This is a genomic window from Spirosoma lituiforme (genome assembly GCF_054776635.1).
Genome location: NZ_BAAHBO010000007.1, coordinates 52974 through 69949 on the forward strand (window position 1 = coordinate 52974; position 16976 = coordinate 69949).

At 51.5% G+C, this 16976-nt stretch carries 14 protein-coding genes; 7 read left to right on the plus strand and 7 right to left on the minus strand.

Annotated elements, in window-relative coordinates:
* The first annotated feature begins 43 nt into the window (after positions 1-43).
* On the plus strand, positions 44-1711 hold the full coding sequence (locus tag ACYU87_RS21130) for an amidase (RefSeq protein ID WP_461136090.1): 1668 nt from the start codon (positions 44-46) through the stop codon (positions 1709-1711).
* Between the two features lie 71 nt (positions 1712-1782).
* Complete coding sequence (locus ACYU87_RS21135) at positions 1783-2352, plus strand: DUF4136 domain-containing protein (RefSeq protein WP_461136091.1); 570 nt, start codon at positions 1783-1785, stop codon at positions 2350-2352.
* A 100-nt stretch (positions 2353-2452) separates the two neighbouring features.
* Here the strand turns inward: ACYU87_RS21135 and ACYU87_RS21140 are convergent, their stop codons facing one another.
* Positions 2453-3364, minus strand: coding sequence for a nucleotidyltransferase family protein (locus ACYU87_RS21140; RefSeq protein ID WP_461136092.1), 912 nt, complete (start codon positions 3362-3364; stop codon positions 2453-2455).
* Between the two features lie 592 nt (positions 3365-3956).
* Between ACYU87_RS21140 and ACYU87_RS21145 the strand changes: the two genes are divergently transcribed.
* Positions 3957-4394 carry a MarR family winged helix-turn-helix transcriptional regulator gene (locus tag ACYU87_RS21145; protein WP_461136093.1) on the plus strand — a complete coding sequence of 146 codons (438 nt, stop codon included), beginning with the start codon at positions 3957-3959 and terminating at the stop codon, positions 4392-4394.
* Positions 4395-4411: 17 nt separating this feature from the next.
* Here the strand turns inward: ACYU87_RS21145 and ACYU87_RS21150 are convergent, their stop codons facing one another.
* Positions 4412-6748 (minus strand): right-handed parallel beta-helix repeat-containing protein, encoded by a 2337-nt coding sequence (locus ACYU87_RS21150; protein ID WP_461136094.1) that lies wholly within the window; start codon positions 6746-6748, stop codon positions 4412-4414.
* A 160-nt stretch (positions 6749-6908) separates the two neighbouring features.
* On the opposite strand from ACYU87_RS21150, the gene ACYU87_RS21155 reads away from it, so the two are divergent.
* The 3 genes from ACYU87_RS21155 (at position 6909) to ACYU87_RS21165 (ending at position 9718) form a co-directional block, all read left to right on the plus strand.
* Positions 6909-7091, plus strand: a complete 183-nt coding sequence (locus ACYU87_RS21155) for a hypothetical protein (protein WP_461136095.1) — start codon at positions 6909-6911, stop codon at positions 7089-7091.
* On the plus strand, positions 7088-7969 hold the full coding sequence (locus ACYU87_RS21160; protein ID WP_461136096.1) for a flavin reductase family protein: 882 nt from the start codon (positions 7088-7090) through the stop codon (positions 7967-7969). Before ACYU87_RS21155 ends, ACYU87_RS21160 begins: the two co-directional genes overlap by 4 nt.
* A gap of 138 nt (positions 7970-8107) precedes the next feature.
* Positions 8108-9718, plus strand: coding sequence for an alpha-amylase family glycosyl hydrolase (locus tag ACYU87_RS21165; protein ID WP_461136097.1), 1611 nt, complete (start codon positions 8108-8110; stop codon positions 9716-9718).
* Here the strand turns inward: ACYU87_RS21165 and ACYU87_RS21170 are convergent.
* A complete protein-coding gene (locus ACYU87_RS21170; protein WP_461136098.1) occupies positions 9711-10400 on the minus strand; it encodes a DUF421 domain-containing protein in 690 nt (229 codons plus the stop codon). The two genes, ACYU87_RS21165 and ACYU87_RS21170, sit on opposite strands and share 8 nt — an antisense overlap.
* Positions 10401-10407: 7 nt before the next feature.
* Positions 10408-11097: a DUF421 domain-containing protein gene (locus ACYU87_RS21175; protein ID WP_461136099.1), complete on the minus strand. Its 690-nt coding sequence runs from the start codon at positions 11095-11097 to the stop codon at positions 10408-10410.
* A gap of 264 nt (positions 11098-11361) precedes the next feature.
* Between ACYU87_RS21175 and ACYU87_RS21180 the strand changes: the two genes are divergently transcribed.
* A complete protein-coding gene (locus tag ACYU87_RS21180; RefSeq protein WP_461136100.1) occupies positions 11362-13101 on the plus strand; it encodes an alpha-amylase family protein in 1740 nt (579 codons plus the stop codon).
* 59 nt (positions 13102-13160) lie between these two features.
* Here the strand turns inward: ACYU87_RS21180 and ACYU87_RS21185 are convergent, their stop codons facing one another.
* The 3 genes from ACYU87_RS21185 to ggt form a co-directional block, all read right to left on the minus strand.
* Positions 13161-13727: a TetR/AcrR family transcriptional regulator gene (locus ACYU87_RS21185; RefSeq protein WP_461136101.1), complete on the minus strand. Its 567-nt coding sequence runs from the start codon at positions 13725-13727 to the stop codon at positions 13161-13163.
* A 114-nt stretch (positions 13728-13841) separates the two neighbouring features.
* A complete protein-coding gene (locus ACYU87_RS21190) occupies positions 13842-14324 on the minus strand; it encodes a response regulator (RefSeq protein WP_461136102.1) in 483 nt (160 codons plus the stop codon).
* Positions 14325-14971: 647 nt separating this feature from the next.
* A complete protein-coding gene (ggt, locus tag ACYU87_RS21195; RefSeq protein WP_461136103.1) occupies positions 14972-16780 on the minus strand; it encodes a gamma-glutamyltransferase in 1809 nt (602 codons plus the stop codon).
* Between the last annotated feature and the right edge of the window lie 196 nt (positions 16781-16976).

A 16976-nucleotide genomic window follows, 5' to 3' on the forward strand; every position in this document is an offset into this window, starting at 1 on the left:
GTGCCGTAATTTGGTCTATTTCTTTGTCAATAAGCCAAATTGAATGAAACGGACCTTTCTCTTGCTTGCTGCCTGCACCAGCAGCTTTCTACTCGGTGCATTGATTACCAGCGACGATTCTAAAAAGCCACTCACGGCTAACATGGTCGACATAGCGTCGAAGGTATTTGATCTTGACTTTACGGCTGCGGAACGCGACTCAATGCTCGACAATCTGAACAGTGCCCGCACGAATTACGAGGCTTTGCGCAAGATTGATCTGCCCAACGATATAGCACCCGCCCTGTATTTCAATCCCCTTCCAGCAGGCTTTCGTATGCCAACCGGCCCCTCGTCGTTTAAAGCATCTTCATCCGGGAACGTCACGCTACCGGCCAATCGGGATGAACTGGCTTATTACACCGTTGGCCAGTTAGGCACGTTGATCCGCACGAAGCAGATTTCGTCCGTGGATCTCACTAAATTTTTTCTGAACCGCCTTAAAACATACGACCCTACCCTGCACTGCGTCATTACATTGACGGAGGACTTAGCGCTAAGTCAGGCCAAACGTGCCGATGATGAATTGAGAGCCGGTACATACAGAGGCCCGCTCCACGGCATCCCGTACGGAGCCAAAGACCTGCTGGCAAAGAAGGGCTACAAGACAACCTGGGGAGCCGCCCCCTACAAAGACCAGACGCTCGACCTCGACGCAACCGTTATTCAGCGACTCGAAAAAGCGGGGGCCGTGCTCTGTGGTAAAATGACCCTCGGTGCTCTGGCCATGGGCGATGTCTGGTATGGGGGTATGACCCGTAACCCCTGGAGTACCACGGCGGGCTCCAGCGGCTCATCGGCGGGGTCCGCATCCAGTGTGTCGGCGGGGCTATTGCCCTTCGCCATTGGTACCGAAACCCTGGGCTCAATCGTTTCACCATCAACTGTTTGCGGGACCACCGGCTTACGGCCGACCTTCGGGCGGGTGAGTCGGCACGGAGCCATGGCCCTGAGCTGGAGCATGGATAAGATTGGTCCGATTACCCGGTCGGTGGAGGATTGCGCGCTGGTATTCAACGCCATTTATGGACCCGATGGCCATGACCCTACCGTTATGGCGGCCCCGTTCCACTATGCTCCGCTCACTACGCTCAAGGGCGTACGTGTTGGTTACGTCAAAAAAGCCTTTGAGAGCAACTACCCTAACCGGGCAAACGATTCACTCACCCTCCGGACACTCCGTGAATTGGGGGCCGACCTGGTGCCGTTCGATTTACCGACGAGCGTACCGGCGGGCAGAATATCGTTTCTCTTGATCGTTGAAGCCGCAGCCTCGTTTGATGAACTAACCCGCTCGGGCCGCGACGATCTGATGGTACGGCAGGGGAAAGGAGCCTGGCCAAACGCGTTTCGTTCAGCACGCTTTGTTCCGGCGGTCGAGTACATTCAGGCCAACCGGGCCCGGACCAAACTCATCAATGAGATGGCGGCTCAATTGAAAGCGGCCAGGATCGATGTGTACGTCTCACCCGCTTATGCGGGCGGAAACCTCACCCTGACTAACCTCACAGGCCATCCGTGCGTAGTATTACCCAACGGCTTTACAAAGCAAAACTTGCCCACCAGCATCACCTTTATGGGGCAATTGTTCGAAGAAGGCAAGGTGCTGGCCGTAGCGAAAGCCTATCAGGATGCTACCGTATGGAATAAAAAACACCCCGTTCTTCAGTAAGCGATTTCCTCATAAAATCAAACCTTCAACTTGAAAACGCGTTAGGTAGAGTGAACAAACAACGCTACGTTATGAATCGCTTACTAAGCATTTTTACTTTTTTAGTACTTACGTCCAGTTGCGCCCCCCGAGTTACCGTCGATCAGAATAGCAAAGCTGATTTCAGTAAATACCGAACATTTACCTGGATGGACAGTGACGTGAAAGCCGGACAAAATCCATTGTATTATAACCAGATAGCCACTGAAAACGTCGAAAATACAATGAGTAACGTCTTACAGGAGAAAGGCTTTAAAGAGACAACAACCAAGCCCGATCTACTAATAGGCTATCATTTTTTCGTCGAAAACAAAACGCAGACGGTAGCAACTCCATCGCCGGTTTATGGCCCTTACATGGGCTGGGGCCGGTGGGGCTATGGTGGCTGGGGACCCGGTTGGTGGGGCTGGGGCGGTCAGCAGTATACCCAGCAGCAGTATCAGGCCGGTACGCTGGTTGTTGATATGGTTGATGCCCGCACGCGTAAATTAGTCTGGCGTGGTTCTGTTCAGAACGCTGTTGGCGATCCGGCCCGCATTGCCGCTCAGCTACAAAAAGAAGCCGAACGCATCATAGAGAAGGTTCCGGAGCGCAACAGCTAGATAACATTCCCGCATCACGTAAAGAGGCCCCAATAATTCGTTATCGGGGCCTCTTTACGTGATGCGGGAATAGCATTAGACTATGAGCTTATGTCAGTACTTACCACAGTTTAGTTGGGTAGGCTCCATCGTCGTGCAGTTGCTTTAGCGCAGCCTGAACAACGGGCTTATCTTCCGGATAGGTTACCCCAAACCAAGCCGACTGACTGCGGAATACCTTGCAGTGGCCCGTATCGGTCTGGATCAGGTTAGACATAACGGTCGGAATGTAAAATTCCGCTTTGGGAGAATTGATGTTTGCAAACGCATAACTTTCGAACTGGTGTTCCACCAACATAAATACGCTTGGCTTGAACCCCCAGAAGTTCATGGATACGGGTGTGTTAGGCTCCAGCGTCGTCAAATTGCCGTTCTCTTCGAAAACAATCTTTTTGGCTTCCGAACCGCTCTCCTCTTCATAGATTTTCGTGCGCTCGATAACCGATACCAGGTTGCCATTTTCGGCCACTTCGCAAACCCCTCTGGATACCGAGCCGTTCTCCGATAAGGTGTTTTTCACTTCGTAACCCACCATGGCATGCAGCATATCATCCGTGTCGGTTGTCAGAAAGTTACTGATCAGTTGAAACGCTTCGAGCCCGTAAAAATCATCAGCGTTGATAACCGCGAAGGGTGTTTGGGTATGGTTTTTAGCGCATAGCATAGCATGACCCGTTCCCCAGGGTTTCGTCCGGTTCACCTCGCCCAGCTCTTCCGGCACAAACGAATCGAGCGCCTGAATAGCATAGTCGACCTCAATTTTTCCCGCCAGCTTACCAGCAAAAACTTCCTCAAAGTCCTGTCGAAGTTCTTCGCGTATGATAAAGACAACCTTTCCAAAACCAGCTCGTATAGCGTCGAAAAGTGAATAATCTATAATCGTCTCGCCATTCGGCCCGAATTGGTCGAGTTGTTTGATACCACCGTAGCGGCTGCCCATACCGGCCGCCAGAATCAGAAGGGTAGGTTGCATTTCAGTTATCACCGGAAGGCCGGCGCGTTAAACAGTTATCAATGGTTTATGGCAGCATATGTTGCCCGCCAAAATTAGAAAAAGGCTGTGTGCTTTTCTATTTAATGTAATCTTTAGGTCTGTTTATCCTTTTGTACTCCCGATAACGAAATCGAATCCAAGCCATATACAATTTGCCAAAGTTGCCCCTGTTATTACTTGCTAAACAAGAATTGTGTTAGAAAATAAAGCAAATTCGTCGAGTAGCTAACCCGACGTAATCTATGCAGTTAACTAGCTGGTCAGGAAAAATGGTTATTAAGCCATGCCTTTTTATCGGACACCCGGCCCGATTTCATTCAAACACCATACACAATTTGCCTGACCTGATGGCCGCTCGGCGTTCTGGTCGATCGTGAAGAAGCCATTGCTGAAACTACCCTAAGTCATTAACCGTTTCCGAAGACAATCCTTCATTATCAACTTCCACGAGCAACGGTATCAATCCGTGACACAAATCGAAGAAACGTCAGAAAGCTTATTAGTTAGTTAGATTGGTTATTTTTGTCAGTTGCCCCCGTTGCATTCTGCTAACCGATTTTGATTACGGCCAATGACCCACCCATCCGATACGCGTGCTTATTTTTTCAAGATTGATACGACGATCAAAAAAATTCGGAATGCGCTGCAAAAGCAATTCACCGATGCAGGTTTCGACCTAACCGTCGATCAGTGGGTAATCATTGATCACTTGTATCGCAATCCGGGCATCAGTCAGAATACGATTTCAGACATGACCACTAAAGATGCCCCAACGGTTACGCGCATTATCGACCTGCTCAGTCAGAAAGGCTTAACGGAACGGCGCCTGGCCGATACCGACCGGCGTAAGTTTCTGGTTTACCTGACCGCAGCCGGCGAATCGAAATATGCCGAAGTGCTGCCCATCGTATCGGCCATGCGACGCAAAGGCTGGGGCGACCTGAGCGACGATGACTACCAGCATTTTGTCCGGATCATGGACTCGATTTACAACAATGTCAGTGCATAAAAACGGTTGGCAAAGGGTTACTTCAGGGGTAACGTCAAGCCCACAGCCTGTTGATTTCGCATAATGGTCACGGGCAGGCGTCCTGTCCAGTTTATCTGCTGCTGAATAGCCATCAACCGGCCAATAGTCGGTACCTCTTCGTTGTTGGCCGTTCTGATCACATCTCCTTTCTGTAGCCCCGAATTGGCCAGTAAACTCTCTTTCGGGATACTCACAACAACGACACCCGTTTCGTCGGGAAGGCCGAAAGCTGACCGGTCGCCCAAGCCCTTCACATTGCGAATGGTGGCACCGAGCCAGACCATTTCGCTGACAATTTCGTTCTGTTGCGCCGTGAGCAGTATAGGTAACTTGGGCGTTTCGGCAATGAAGCGCAAGGCAGGCCGTTGGACACCAAACTGATTCATCACAAAATTCTGAAAGCCAATGTTCAGCGCGGGACTGTCGGGCATCACCCGATAATCGCCCTTGGCCGCATTCATAAATTGCGGATCACCCGCCAGACTATGCGCGTCAGTACCATTTTTCTGCGCGTTCAGTAAGGCCGCCTGATCAGGAAATAAATTAAAATCTACCTCCTTCCCCCACTCTGTGATACCAATTGGCGCGTAGGGTCGCATAACGATATTCCGCCGAAACACATCGCCACTACTCTTAAACCACACATGCGGGTGAAATGAGTTATTCACCAGAATGTTATTTTCTGCTACCCGGTTGAATCCTTCCCGAAACTTGAGGCCGCCGTTTAGGCAAACGTTGTTCGTAATAAAGTAATTACTGCTGCCATCATCCAGGTCAATATCCCAGCCATGATCGCAGCGAAACCGGTTATTCCGGATGATCGTTGTCGTTCTGGCATCCAGGTCAATCTGCTCAGGATGAGCCGCCACCAGGCTATCCATTGTGGCCCGGTCAGGATGCCAGAACCGGTCACGCCCCCACGAGTTAAACGAGCCGTGGTCGCCCGTTTCGAGAACGGTATCAAATACATCATTGTACTCCAGCAGGTGCCCGCCCCAGGTACCCTCGCTGATATTTATTCCGGCCCGGGGCACCTGATAAATGGAATTATGTCGCACGACGATACCGGCCGCCATCGAAATCTCAACCCCGGCCGCCTGCTTTTCGAGCTGCCCGATGTGATGAATCAGATTATCCTCCGCCACGCACTGAGCCGGATAAGCCGCATTTTTGGGACCTGCCTGCCGATCCTGCCGGGCATAGGGCACAAAGGCCTCGTACCGAAAAGCAGGCGACCGAACCGCCGACGAGTCGCCTACGAAACAAATAGCACTCGCACCGATGGCGTGAAAATAAGACCCCTTCACCACAGATTTTCGATTGTAGCCACTCATAAACAGGGCGTTACCACCCAGCTCCGTAAATTCACAATTAGTGAACTGGCAGTTTTCGGTGTTCTCCAGAAAGGCGGCTGCGCCCCGGTAAATCATCCAGTCGCTGCGTAAAAGTGGCTCATTAGTCTCCATGAATGTTCGCTCGGCATTAACAAACCGAATGCTGTGGATGTGCACGTTTTTGAGCGGTACAGTCGGGCTTCCTTTCAAGTCAATCAACCCTTTCAGGCGTGACACGTCGATGCGGGCGGTTGCCAGATTAACGCCCGGTGGTGGCATGAGCGACAGGACATGGGTCGTTCGGTTGTAGTACCACTCGCCCGGCGCATCCAGCTCTTCGGCTATGTTTTCGACAAAGCGTTCTTTCGGGTGCATAGGGGCCGGGCGGTTGTTCTGCCAGCCGCCTTCCAGTTTCAGCTGACCAGCTTCTTTCCCCACTATCCGGTAATGAAAATCACCCCACTCGCCGTTGTGCAAGGCGTGCACATAACCCCCTCTGGGCGACTTCCAGCGGCTAATGCGTTCGTCGCTCAGTGCATCGGCGGCCGTACCGTTGTAGACACGCGCTTTGGCATCATAATTTGGGTAGCGGGCCAATATCTGTTTCTGGCCGTTGACAAACACCTGTTCGAAAGCAGGCCCGGTAACGAGGGCAGTCCAGATACCATTCGGATTCTTTTTCCAGCGCAGCTGCAACCGTCTTCCGCCACTCAACTGGGCCGTTTCAGTTTGGTAATTACTGATGGTCAGGCTCTTTCCCTGCGTAATCTGTGGGTCGATATGAACCGTTTTGGGTAGGTAATAAATGCCCTTCCGTAAATAGATATGAACCCTATCGGAGGGGGCCGATTTCACTTTTGTCAGCGCCTTTTCCAGGCTCGCCAGTGGACGGGCAAGCGTACCCGGATTCGAGTTGCTGCCCGATGGCGCGACAAACAGCTGGGTCTGGGCGTAGAGCGTTGATGTTGTCAGATAAAGAAGAAGAATCAGGCTTTTCATGGGTGTGTGAACCGGCTTGATGCCATGCATTATAACGGGAACCAGTAGCGAATGTAGACCGATTAGGCTATCATTACCAACAAGTCAGTTCGCTATTCGTGCGAGTAGGCAAACATACTAAAGACTACTTTTATTATGTATAGAGCCATAGCCTGCGCCAATGCCCGGCAACTACGGATCGCTGCTCGAACAAAGCTGGCAGGAAGAACGCCCGCCCCAGTTGTCTCACGCATCATCCCGGACATTTCTGGCCAATGGCGATACAATAGCCTCACGGGGCCGGGGTTTTCAACACGGTTACCTGGCCGATTTGAGCGCTGTAACAGCAATTAGTCAATTATGAAAACAATCAATCCAGCCGATCTGCAACCTAATGAATTTTACCGATTCATGATCGGAACCATTGGCCCAAGACCCATTGCCTTTGCCAGTACGGTAGCGGCCAACGGAGTCGTTAACTTAAGCCCCTTCAGCTTCTTCAACGTCTTTGGCTACAATCCACCCACGCTGGTGTTCGCCCCGAGCCGTAATCGACATGGCCACAAAAAGCATACGCTCCTGAACCTGGAAGACGTAGGTGAAGTGGTGATCAATATCGTTACCTATGCGATGGTTGAGCAAATGTCGCTGGCCAGTGCCGAGTTTGACCAGGGTATTGATGAGTTCGATAAAGCAGGGTTTACCGCCCTTTCGTCGGATCGGATACGCCCACCCCGCGTGGCCGAATCACCGGCTGCGTTTGAGTGTGTGGTGAAGCAAATTGTTCATACGGGCGATGGCCCCGGCGCGGGCAGCCTGGTCATCTGCGAGGTGGTGATGGGCCATTTCCACGACACTATTTTCGACGTAAACGGAGCGATTGATCCGCACCAACTGGACCTCATTGGCCGTATGGGGGGCGACTGGTATTGCCGCGCTCACGGCGATGCGCTGTTTGAAGTAGCCCGCCCGCAAGTCGGGATTGGGGTCGATCAGCTCCCCGCCGACGTTCGAAACAGTGCCATCTTATCCGGTAATGACCTGGGAAAACTCGGCAGCTTCCGGGCCTTGCCCACGGCCGATGAGGTGAAGGCCTATCGGGAGTCCGGCGCATTGACGGAGCTGATCAACGAAGCCCGCCATGGTTGCCAGTACCTACCCGATCTGCTCCACCTGAGTGCGAAAAAGCTCCTGACCGAAAACAAAGTCAAAGAAGCCTGGCTCACGCTGCTGACCATTTAGAGATAGGGTAGTCAATACGGCCGTAGTCTATGTACTACTTCCATAGTCCGTGTCTTCACAGACCGCCCTGCTGGCGAATCAGGTATAGTATATCCATTTTTATAGTCAACAAAATCAGGCTGTTACAAGTCCCAGCGCATGACCGACCGAACGCATAAACACCTGTGGTGGCAGGCAGGCATCATTTACCAGATTTACCCCCGTTCCTTTCAGGATAGTAAAGGCGATGGCGTCGGTGATATTCCCGGAATTATAACCCGACTCGATTATGTGCAGTCACTGGGCGTTACCGCCGTCTGGCTATCGCCGATCTTCCCGTCGCCCATGGCTGATTTTGGCTATGATATTTCTGATTACCAGGCAGTCGATCCACTTTTCGGTTCGCTGGCCGATTTCGACGACTTACTGACCGAAGTCCATAACCGGGGCATGAAACTGATTCTCGATTTCGTACCCAACCATACCTCCAGTCAGCACCCCTGGTTTCTGGAATCCCGTTCCTCGCGGGGTAATCCCAAACGAGACTGGTACATGTGGCACGACGCCCTGCCGGATGGATCGCCCCCGAACAACTGGCTTAGCGCATTCGGAGGCAGTGGCTGGGAATGGGACGAACCAACTCAACAATACTACTACCACGGTTTCCTGAAAGAACAGCCCGACCTGAACTGGCGTAATCCAGCCGTACAGGAGGCTATGTTTACGGCCATGCGTTTCTGGCTGGATAAGGGCGTCGATGGTTTTCGGGTCGATGTTATCTGGCACCTCATCAAAGATGAACAACTGCGCGATAACCCCGTCAACCCCGATTATCAGCCACATATGGCTACGTACGATCAGTTGCTACCTGTTTACTCTACCGATCAGCCGGATGTTCATGACCTGATCCGACAGATGCGCCAGCTCGTCGATGCGTATGAGGATCGGCTACTCATCGGCGAAATTTACCTGCCCGTTCAGCAGCTAATGACCTATTACGGCGTTGACGGTAACGAAGCCCATTTGCCGTTCAACTTTCAGCTATTGCTTTTGCCTTGGGATGCTCACCAGATTGCCACGGCCATCGATGAATACGAACAGGCGCTACCCGGCCAGGGGTGGCCCAACTGGGTACTGGGCAACCACGACCGGCCCCGCATTGCCAGCCGCGTGGGTGCCGAACAGGCACGAATAGCCGCCCTGCTATTGCTAACGCTTCGGGGCACACCTACGCTGTATTACGGCGATGAAATTGGGATGCGGGATGTCGCGATTCCGTTCGATGAGGTACAGGACCCGCAAGGCCTGAATATGCCGGAGAAGAACCTGAGCCGCGACCCCGAACGAACACCGATGCAGTGGAGCCATGAACCCAACGCCGGTTTCACAGAGGGGAAGCCCTGGCTCAGGCTGGCCCGTGATTTTGCCCGCCAAAACGTCGGCCAACAGCAGGCAGATCCGTATTCGATGCTTACGTTCTACAAACGGTTGATCAACCTACGGCAACAGGAGCCCTCGCTAAACGTGGGGGATTACAGGCCCGTTTATTCGGATGCGCAGCTTATTGCCTATATCCGACAGGCAGAGAGCGCACCCCGGTTCCTGATTGTGCTGAACCTCAGCCATAGTCCCGGTTACCTTACCTTAACCGATCGTTCCATCCGGGGCGTCGTCGAAATCGCGACCCTGCCCGAGTGGGAAGGCCTCTCGATTGGTGAAACTGTCAGTCTGGGTGGGGATGAAGGTATTCTGGTCAGGCTGGCTACGTAAGCGCCGGAACCCAATGAGTTCGTCCGCAGTTCGTACAGGCATCTGTTTTCGGACCAGCTTCCGGCTGGCGGTTTCCGCATCGGTAACAGACACACTGGTCAGGGGCTTTTTCCTGTTCCTCAATGAAGTCAGTATCCCATTCGGGCAGTAGCGAAAGGCCCGGCTTGGGTGCCGACTCTTTAATGAGCGTAAATTCCCCGTTTGCTTCAATGTACAGCCGTTTTACGTGACCCAGATGAATCAGTCCGCTTGACCGAAGCTCGGCGAAAAGCAATTCACGGGTCATTCGGGCGTCTTTCATCGCGGCCAGTTGAATAACCGAGTTCTCAACCAGCGTACTGTTTATGTCCTGGGAAATACCTTCAAATGCCTCATTTCTGGATGCCCAGTACGACACGATTCGTTGCGTACAGACCACCACCAGCGCAATGATCATGGCAGGAAGTAGCCCTCGGCTGGCATCCAGAATAGGAACTCCGATAGCGGCTGCCATCGAGACCATCGCGGCCATTTCGTTCCGACTCAGCTGCGATGACATCCGGCGCCCCATCAGGCGCATCGACACCACCAGTATGAGATAAACAACGGCGGCCCGGATCAGTATTTCAACGTAAAAACTCCCCGGCACTTCTCCGAAAAGAATCCGTTGCCAGTCGGCAATATGAATGGCGTCTTTTTTCATAACACGTTCAGCGAATCGCTTCTATCCAGTTAGTAGCCTGGCAAACGGCACAAGGGTCCGGTTTTGGCAGGGCAGGAACGGTGTTCCCGCAATTCGTGCAGGCGAGTGGCGTGTCTTCGGCACGCTCATGAATGCTGTGTACTTCCTCATCTGCCGGAGGCAACACCGACAAGCCGGGTTTAGTCTGCTCATTTTCGTAAATGCTAAACTCTCCGTAAGCCTCCAAATACAGCCGTTTCACCTGCCCCAGATTATACACGTTCTCGCTCCGCAACGCGGCAAAAATCTGTTGATGCGAAAGCCGGTTTGATCTCAGCTGCTCTAGTTGAATGATGCCATCCTTCACCAGAACAGTTTCTGTTCCGTGGATCAGCTTTTCGATTTTACTGCTTTTGAACCCCAGCCAGCCTGTTCCTCTCAGAAAAGCGAGCGCGCAAACCAGCGCCAGCACCGCTGGCAACAGCCCCCGGTCAGGAATCTGCATACCCGGGGCCATAATCGCTCCCATGGTGAGCATAACGGCCAGTTCGAGGTTGGTAAGCTGCCCGTTCATGCGTTTGCCTAACAACCGCATGATGACCAGCAGTACCAGATAAATCAGCGATGTGCGGATCAGGACCTCCAGCATGAATTCGACGGGAGCATCGCCAAACAGTATCCGTTGCCAGTCTTCCAGCCAGATAGTTTCCTTCTTCATCTCCTGTCAACTCTGCGTACAACAGAATTGATTAAGCATCGGGGGAAAATCTACCTTTATTCATATAACCATTCCGGAAAGTTCGCAAAGGGGTTGTTGAGGCTTGTTTTCCGGGGGCTTAAATGCTGCGTTTATCATCCCGACCGGTCCGCCCGTGCAAAAAGCGAGAAATCTCGTGAGCCAGACAATCGGGAAATGAGTAAACAATCAACAGGATGGCTTCCAAACCAGTTAGTCTACGTATAGAACCATCCTCCTATTTTCATGAAACAACTCATTCTTGTTTTCCTTGTCGGTATGCTTGCGGCCTGCCACACCAGCACGACAAAAACAGAAACAACCGAAACACCTGCGACCCCGCGTCCAACCGATTTCATCGAAGAACTTTGGTACAAAAATGGCCTTGTCTACAGCGTCGATGTGGAGGTGTTCAAAGACTCCGATCAGGATGGTATCGGTGATTTTAAGGGATTGACCCAACAGTTGGATTACCTCAAAACATTGGGTGTGGAAACCATCTGGCTGGCCCCTTTCCAACCCAGCCCAAACGAAGACGACGGGTACGATATATCGGACTTTTACGGCATTGATAAGCGACTGGGCACCAGTCAGGATTTTGACGAATGCATTCGCCAGGCCAGCCAACGGGGCATTCGGGTTATGATGGATCTGGTGACGAACCATACGTCCGATCAGCACCCCTGGTTTCAGCAGGCTCGTCAGCGCCAGGATTCACCCTACCGGTCGTGGTATGTATGGGCAAAGGAACGTCCGAAGAAATGGGACAAAGGCATGGTGTTTCCGGGTGTCCAGAAAGACATCTGGACGCTGGACAAACAGGCGGGTGAATACTATTACCACCGCTTTTACGAAAGCCAGCCAGACCTGAACATGCAGAACCCGGCGGTACAGCAGGAAATGCGTAAAATTGTTCGGTACTGGCTCGAAAAAGGGGTAGCCGGTTTTCGGGTTGATGCGGTTCCGTTTCTGATTGAGGTAGCCAACGCGGATTTTGACCCCGAAAAACCCGACCATCAGTTTGACATGATCACGCAATTGCACCAGTACATTCAATGGCACAAGCGCGATGCTATCCTGCTGGGCGAAGCCAACGTTGACCCGAAAGAACAGGAGCCTTATTTTGGAAACGAAGGGCAGGGCATGCAAACGATGTTCAACTTTTTCGTTAATCAGCATTTGTTCTACGCCCTGGCTACCGGCGAAACAAAATCCCTGAAAGAAGCCCTGAATGCGACAAAGGACATTCCGCCTACGGCTCAGTGGGCTAACTTTCTGCGGAATCACGATGAAATCGATCTGGGCCGGCTAAGCGATACCGAACGAAATGCCGTGTATGCCAAGTTTGGCCCCGACACAACAATGCAACTCTATGACCGGGGCATTCGTCGCCGGTTGGCCCCCATGCTGGGCGATCAGCGTCTGGTTAACCTAGCGTACAGTGTGCTTTTCTCCCTACCGGGGATGCCCGTTATTCGATACGGTGAAGAAATCGGGATGGGCGATGATTTGAGTCTGAAAGAGCGACTGTCGGTTCGGACACCGATGCAATGGTCGGCGGAAATCAATGCTGGTTTTTCAACCGCGGCCAGAACAGTTCGGCCCATCATCAGTCAGGGACCTTATAGCTACAAAACGGTGAATGTAGCCACTCAACGTCTCGATTCATCCTCTATTCTGAATCAGGTAATGCGGCTTGCCCGTATACGAAAACAATGTCCCGAAATTGGATGGGCTAACGGAAAAATCATCGACACCGGCTCCGAGCAGGTACTGGCCATTCAATACGACTGGCAGGGCCGCTCCCTGGTGACCGTCTATAATTTTAGTGCAAAGCCACAGCAATGTCAGTTGAAGAGCACCATCAAAACTGGCCTTATGGTGACTAACTTGTTCGATGCTACGACGAATACGATTGGCGATGACGGGACTCTTCCGGTCAGCCTAACGGGGTATGGCTCGGCCTGGTATCGTCTAAAAAAATAGGGTAGTCACCAAAACCGGTCAGTCTGGCTAGACGCAATTGACCGGTTTTGGTGACTACGTCAACGGAACCCATTAGCGTCATAGAAAGCCAGTCCTTCTTGGGTTAACAGACCACGGACAAAGTGGTGCTTTATTGTCGTTTCAGCATCTGGATACGGAATTTCCCACTGACTTTGGGTAACCCATAGCCAGGCCAGAGCGGGCTCATCGACATCGGAGCGGTACAATCCCTGCTCTATACCCCTGCGAATATTAGTCGCCAGGATTGTGTTGATGTACGTTATCCGGAATAGCTCAAACATACTCCAGACAGTTGGGTAATGGCGTTCTATATCGCGTAGCAGGTTCGGATTGGTCGTTTGGCGGTACGCAACAAGCCGGTCCCAGATGCGCAGGGCACCAACAATCGGATTCGAAGCCAATGTATGAATGGCCTCGGCTTCCCGTAAATTCTCGTCCAGTTGTGTTTCCAGTACCAGCCTGACGAGTTCTTCTTTATCGTGAAAATGTTGATAGAGCGTTTTCTTGGAAATACCCAGTTGGTAGGCAACATCGTCCAGGCGAACGGTACGCACGCCGAGTTGATTAAATAAATGCCTTGCTTCGGCAACAATCCGCTCTTTCACTTCCTTTAGTAGCCAGTGTCTGCACCAACAACTGCGGATTGACTGGCTATGTTTCAGCAATGATTTTTCGGAACGGTTATGTATAAACGCAAACCGGTTTTGGTAGATCGTACGTTATAAGATGTATTGCAAGGGAAGCAAACTCACTGTTTCCCACCAGTAGGTACGCAATTCGTGAAAATAATCGAGCCATTCCGCAAACGTTACTGGTTTTACCAGATAAGAAGCAGCGCCAATGGTATAGGCCTCTATGATGTCGTTGCAATCATCGGACCAGCTTAGCATAATAACCGGAACCTGACAGAAAGGAACAGGCATCTGTTTGATCTGCCTGAGTAGTTGCCAGCCAGCAGCACGACTGGGCAAATACAAATCCTGTATAATTAACTTAGGGATTTCCCATTCCTGATGCTGCCACTCATGCAGGAGTACCAGTGCCTGTTGCGAAGATACGGCCCGGACAGGAGTTATCTCTGGAAGACATTCCTGCATGGCACGTTCGATCAATAGCCAGTGATCATCACTATCCTCAACGATCAATACTTTCGCTCGTTTGAAATTGGCTTTAATTTTTAACTTGTCGTAAGAATTCTTCATAATGTATAGGGAGACATTAGTTCTATAAAGTTACGACAAGTCTGTTGAATAAATTTATCTTTTCTAATTAAGTATTTGCGCAACATATATATACCCGATGAGCATTTAACCTCCTTTATATACTAAAATTACCGGTGACGATCTAGTTAACGATCACCAACAGGACACGTTATTTTTGTCAACCACAACGGCTACTCTGTTACCTTCTTGAACATACACAACTGATACTCCTTAGATATAACCGATACATTACCAGTTATTTATGATTTATTTTTTTGTATTCCAATAGCTTATTCAATATGCTTTATGCTCGAAATACTAAACCAGTTTATGTCTCCATTTCTCACTACAACTATATAACGTCAGCTTATTGACTCAATCTAAACGTTAAATCTTGCCTACATCTTTATATCGTTTTTTAGTACCCCATTACCTTCATTTTTTCGGTATCGGAAAGTCTGTATACTAAATACTATTTAGACAAGTACGAAATGAGAAATCAAGCATCAACACTAATCAAACTAGCGTAATTTTTAGCGACAAAATATATCAAAAAATATATCGTAGTAAGTACACAGACAAGCCGCGCAGGAATCAACCTGCGCGGCTTATTTTACTAATAAAGAAACTAAGCCAGCGTGGGCAACTCAATAGCCACGGGCGGTATTATCGGCCCGCGGATCGGATGCTCCCTCATAAGAGCCATCGGGTCGAATCAAGACGCAATCCATCCGGCCCAGGGTGTTCGTCAGTTTTTCCAGCACATAACCCCGGCTTTTCAGCGCGTCTATAGTAGCGTCGGAGAAAGCCCCGTTCTCGAATATTGTTTTATCGGGAAGCCACTGGTGGTGGAACTTCAGGGCATTGACCGACTGCTGCATGGTCATACCGTGTTCGATCACGTTCAGAATGGTCTGGTACACCGATGTCATAATGGTTGATCCGCCAGGGGTGCCAACCACCATAAACAGTTTTCCGTCTTTCTCCAGAATCGTTGGTGTCATGGACGATAGCATTCGTTTATTAGGCGCAATGGCATTAGCCTGATTGCCAATCAACCCATACATGTTAGGCGCACCCGGCTTCACGCTGAAATCGTCCATCTCGTTGTTCATAAAGAAACCCGCCCCGCCAACCACGACACGGCTGCCGTATCCGCCGTTAAGGGTCGTCGTGATACTCACCGCATTGCCGTCTTTATCCACCACCGAGAAATGGGTTGTTTCCAGACTTTCGTAGCCGGGAATGGAGCCGCCCCGAACGGCCCGGCTATCAGTTGCTTTCGCCCAGGAGAAATCTGTCCAGCGGGTACGCAGGTAGTCCGGGCTCATCAGTTGCGTAGCAGGGACCTTCACAAAATCAGGATCGCCCAGGAACTTGGCCCGGTCGGCATACACGCGCCGTTCGGCTTCTATCATGACCTGCACCGTACTATCGCGATTCCATCCCCATTTGCGCAGCGGAAACGGCTCCGTAAAGCGCATCATCTGCACCAGGGCAATGCCTCCGCTGGAGGTGGGCGGCATTGTGATTACGTTGTAATTCTTGTAGGTCGCCTGAATAGGATCGCGCCAGACAGAGTGGTAATTTTTCAGGTCGTCTTCGGTGATCAAGCCCTTACCACGCACCATTTCGTCGGCCAGCAAACGCGCGGTTTCCCCTTCGTAAAATCCGGCCCGACCCTGCGTCTGAATCCGTTGCAGGGTTTGCGCCAGATCGGCCTGCACCAGCAAATCACCCTTGTGCCAGCTAACGGTGTCCGTAACTGCAGTATTCCTCAAAAAATAGGCTTTGCCCGGATTGATCGTCGTCAGATCGCCTTTGATCCGGTTCAGACCAGTGGCATCCCGTTCGGTGAGCGCGAATCCTTTCCGGGCCAGATCGACGGCGGGTTGCAGCACCTGCGCCCACGATAATTTACCAAAGCGCTTGTGTGCTTCGGCCATCCCATCGACTGAACCAGGTACACCACTTGCCAAATGACCGCTGATGCTAAGACCCGGCCGAACGTTACCTGCCGAATCGAGGTACATGTTCGGGGTAGCTCGTCCGGGTGCTTTCTCCCGGTAATCCAGCGAGTAGGATTTGCCGGCGCTTTCGCGGTATACCATAAAGCCGCCCCCGCCAATGTTGCCCGCTCCGGGGTAAACGACAGCCAGCGCAAACTGTACCGCCACGGCAGCATCAACAGCGTTGCCACCAGCCTGCAATATGGCAAGTCCAACCTGGGAGGCCTCCGGGTGGGCCGATGCTACCATCCCATTTCGCCCGATAACCCCCACCCGATCCGAGAAAAACGGTTTAACGGTAGGGTCTTCGTCGCGGTACTGATAAACCCCCTGGCTCTGGGCTACCTTCTTATCAGTGGTTGATGTAACCGGCGATTGAGTTTTACAGGCAGCGACCGCTATTGCCAGGAGAAGCCATAGGGCGTAAGGAGCGACACATTTGTGCATAGCGTGTTCAGGTTGCGGTTGTACAGTAATTTACAAAAATAACGTTATCCGACTGATACCCAAATCAGCCATTTATCCGCCCGGGGGTTACGCTTGTCCGAAATGGTTTGGTGGATACTCGCCCATATCGTACTTTCCGTTGGTGAAGTCGTTCGGATACAACGCGCTTTGCTTCTTTCACCCTTTCGCTTTTTCA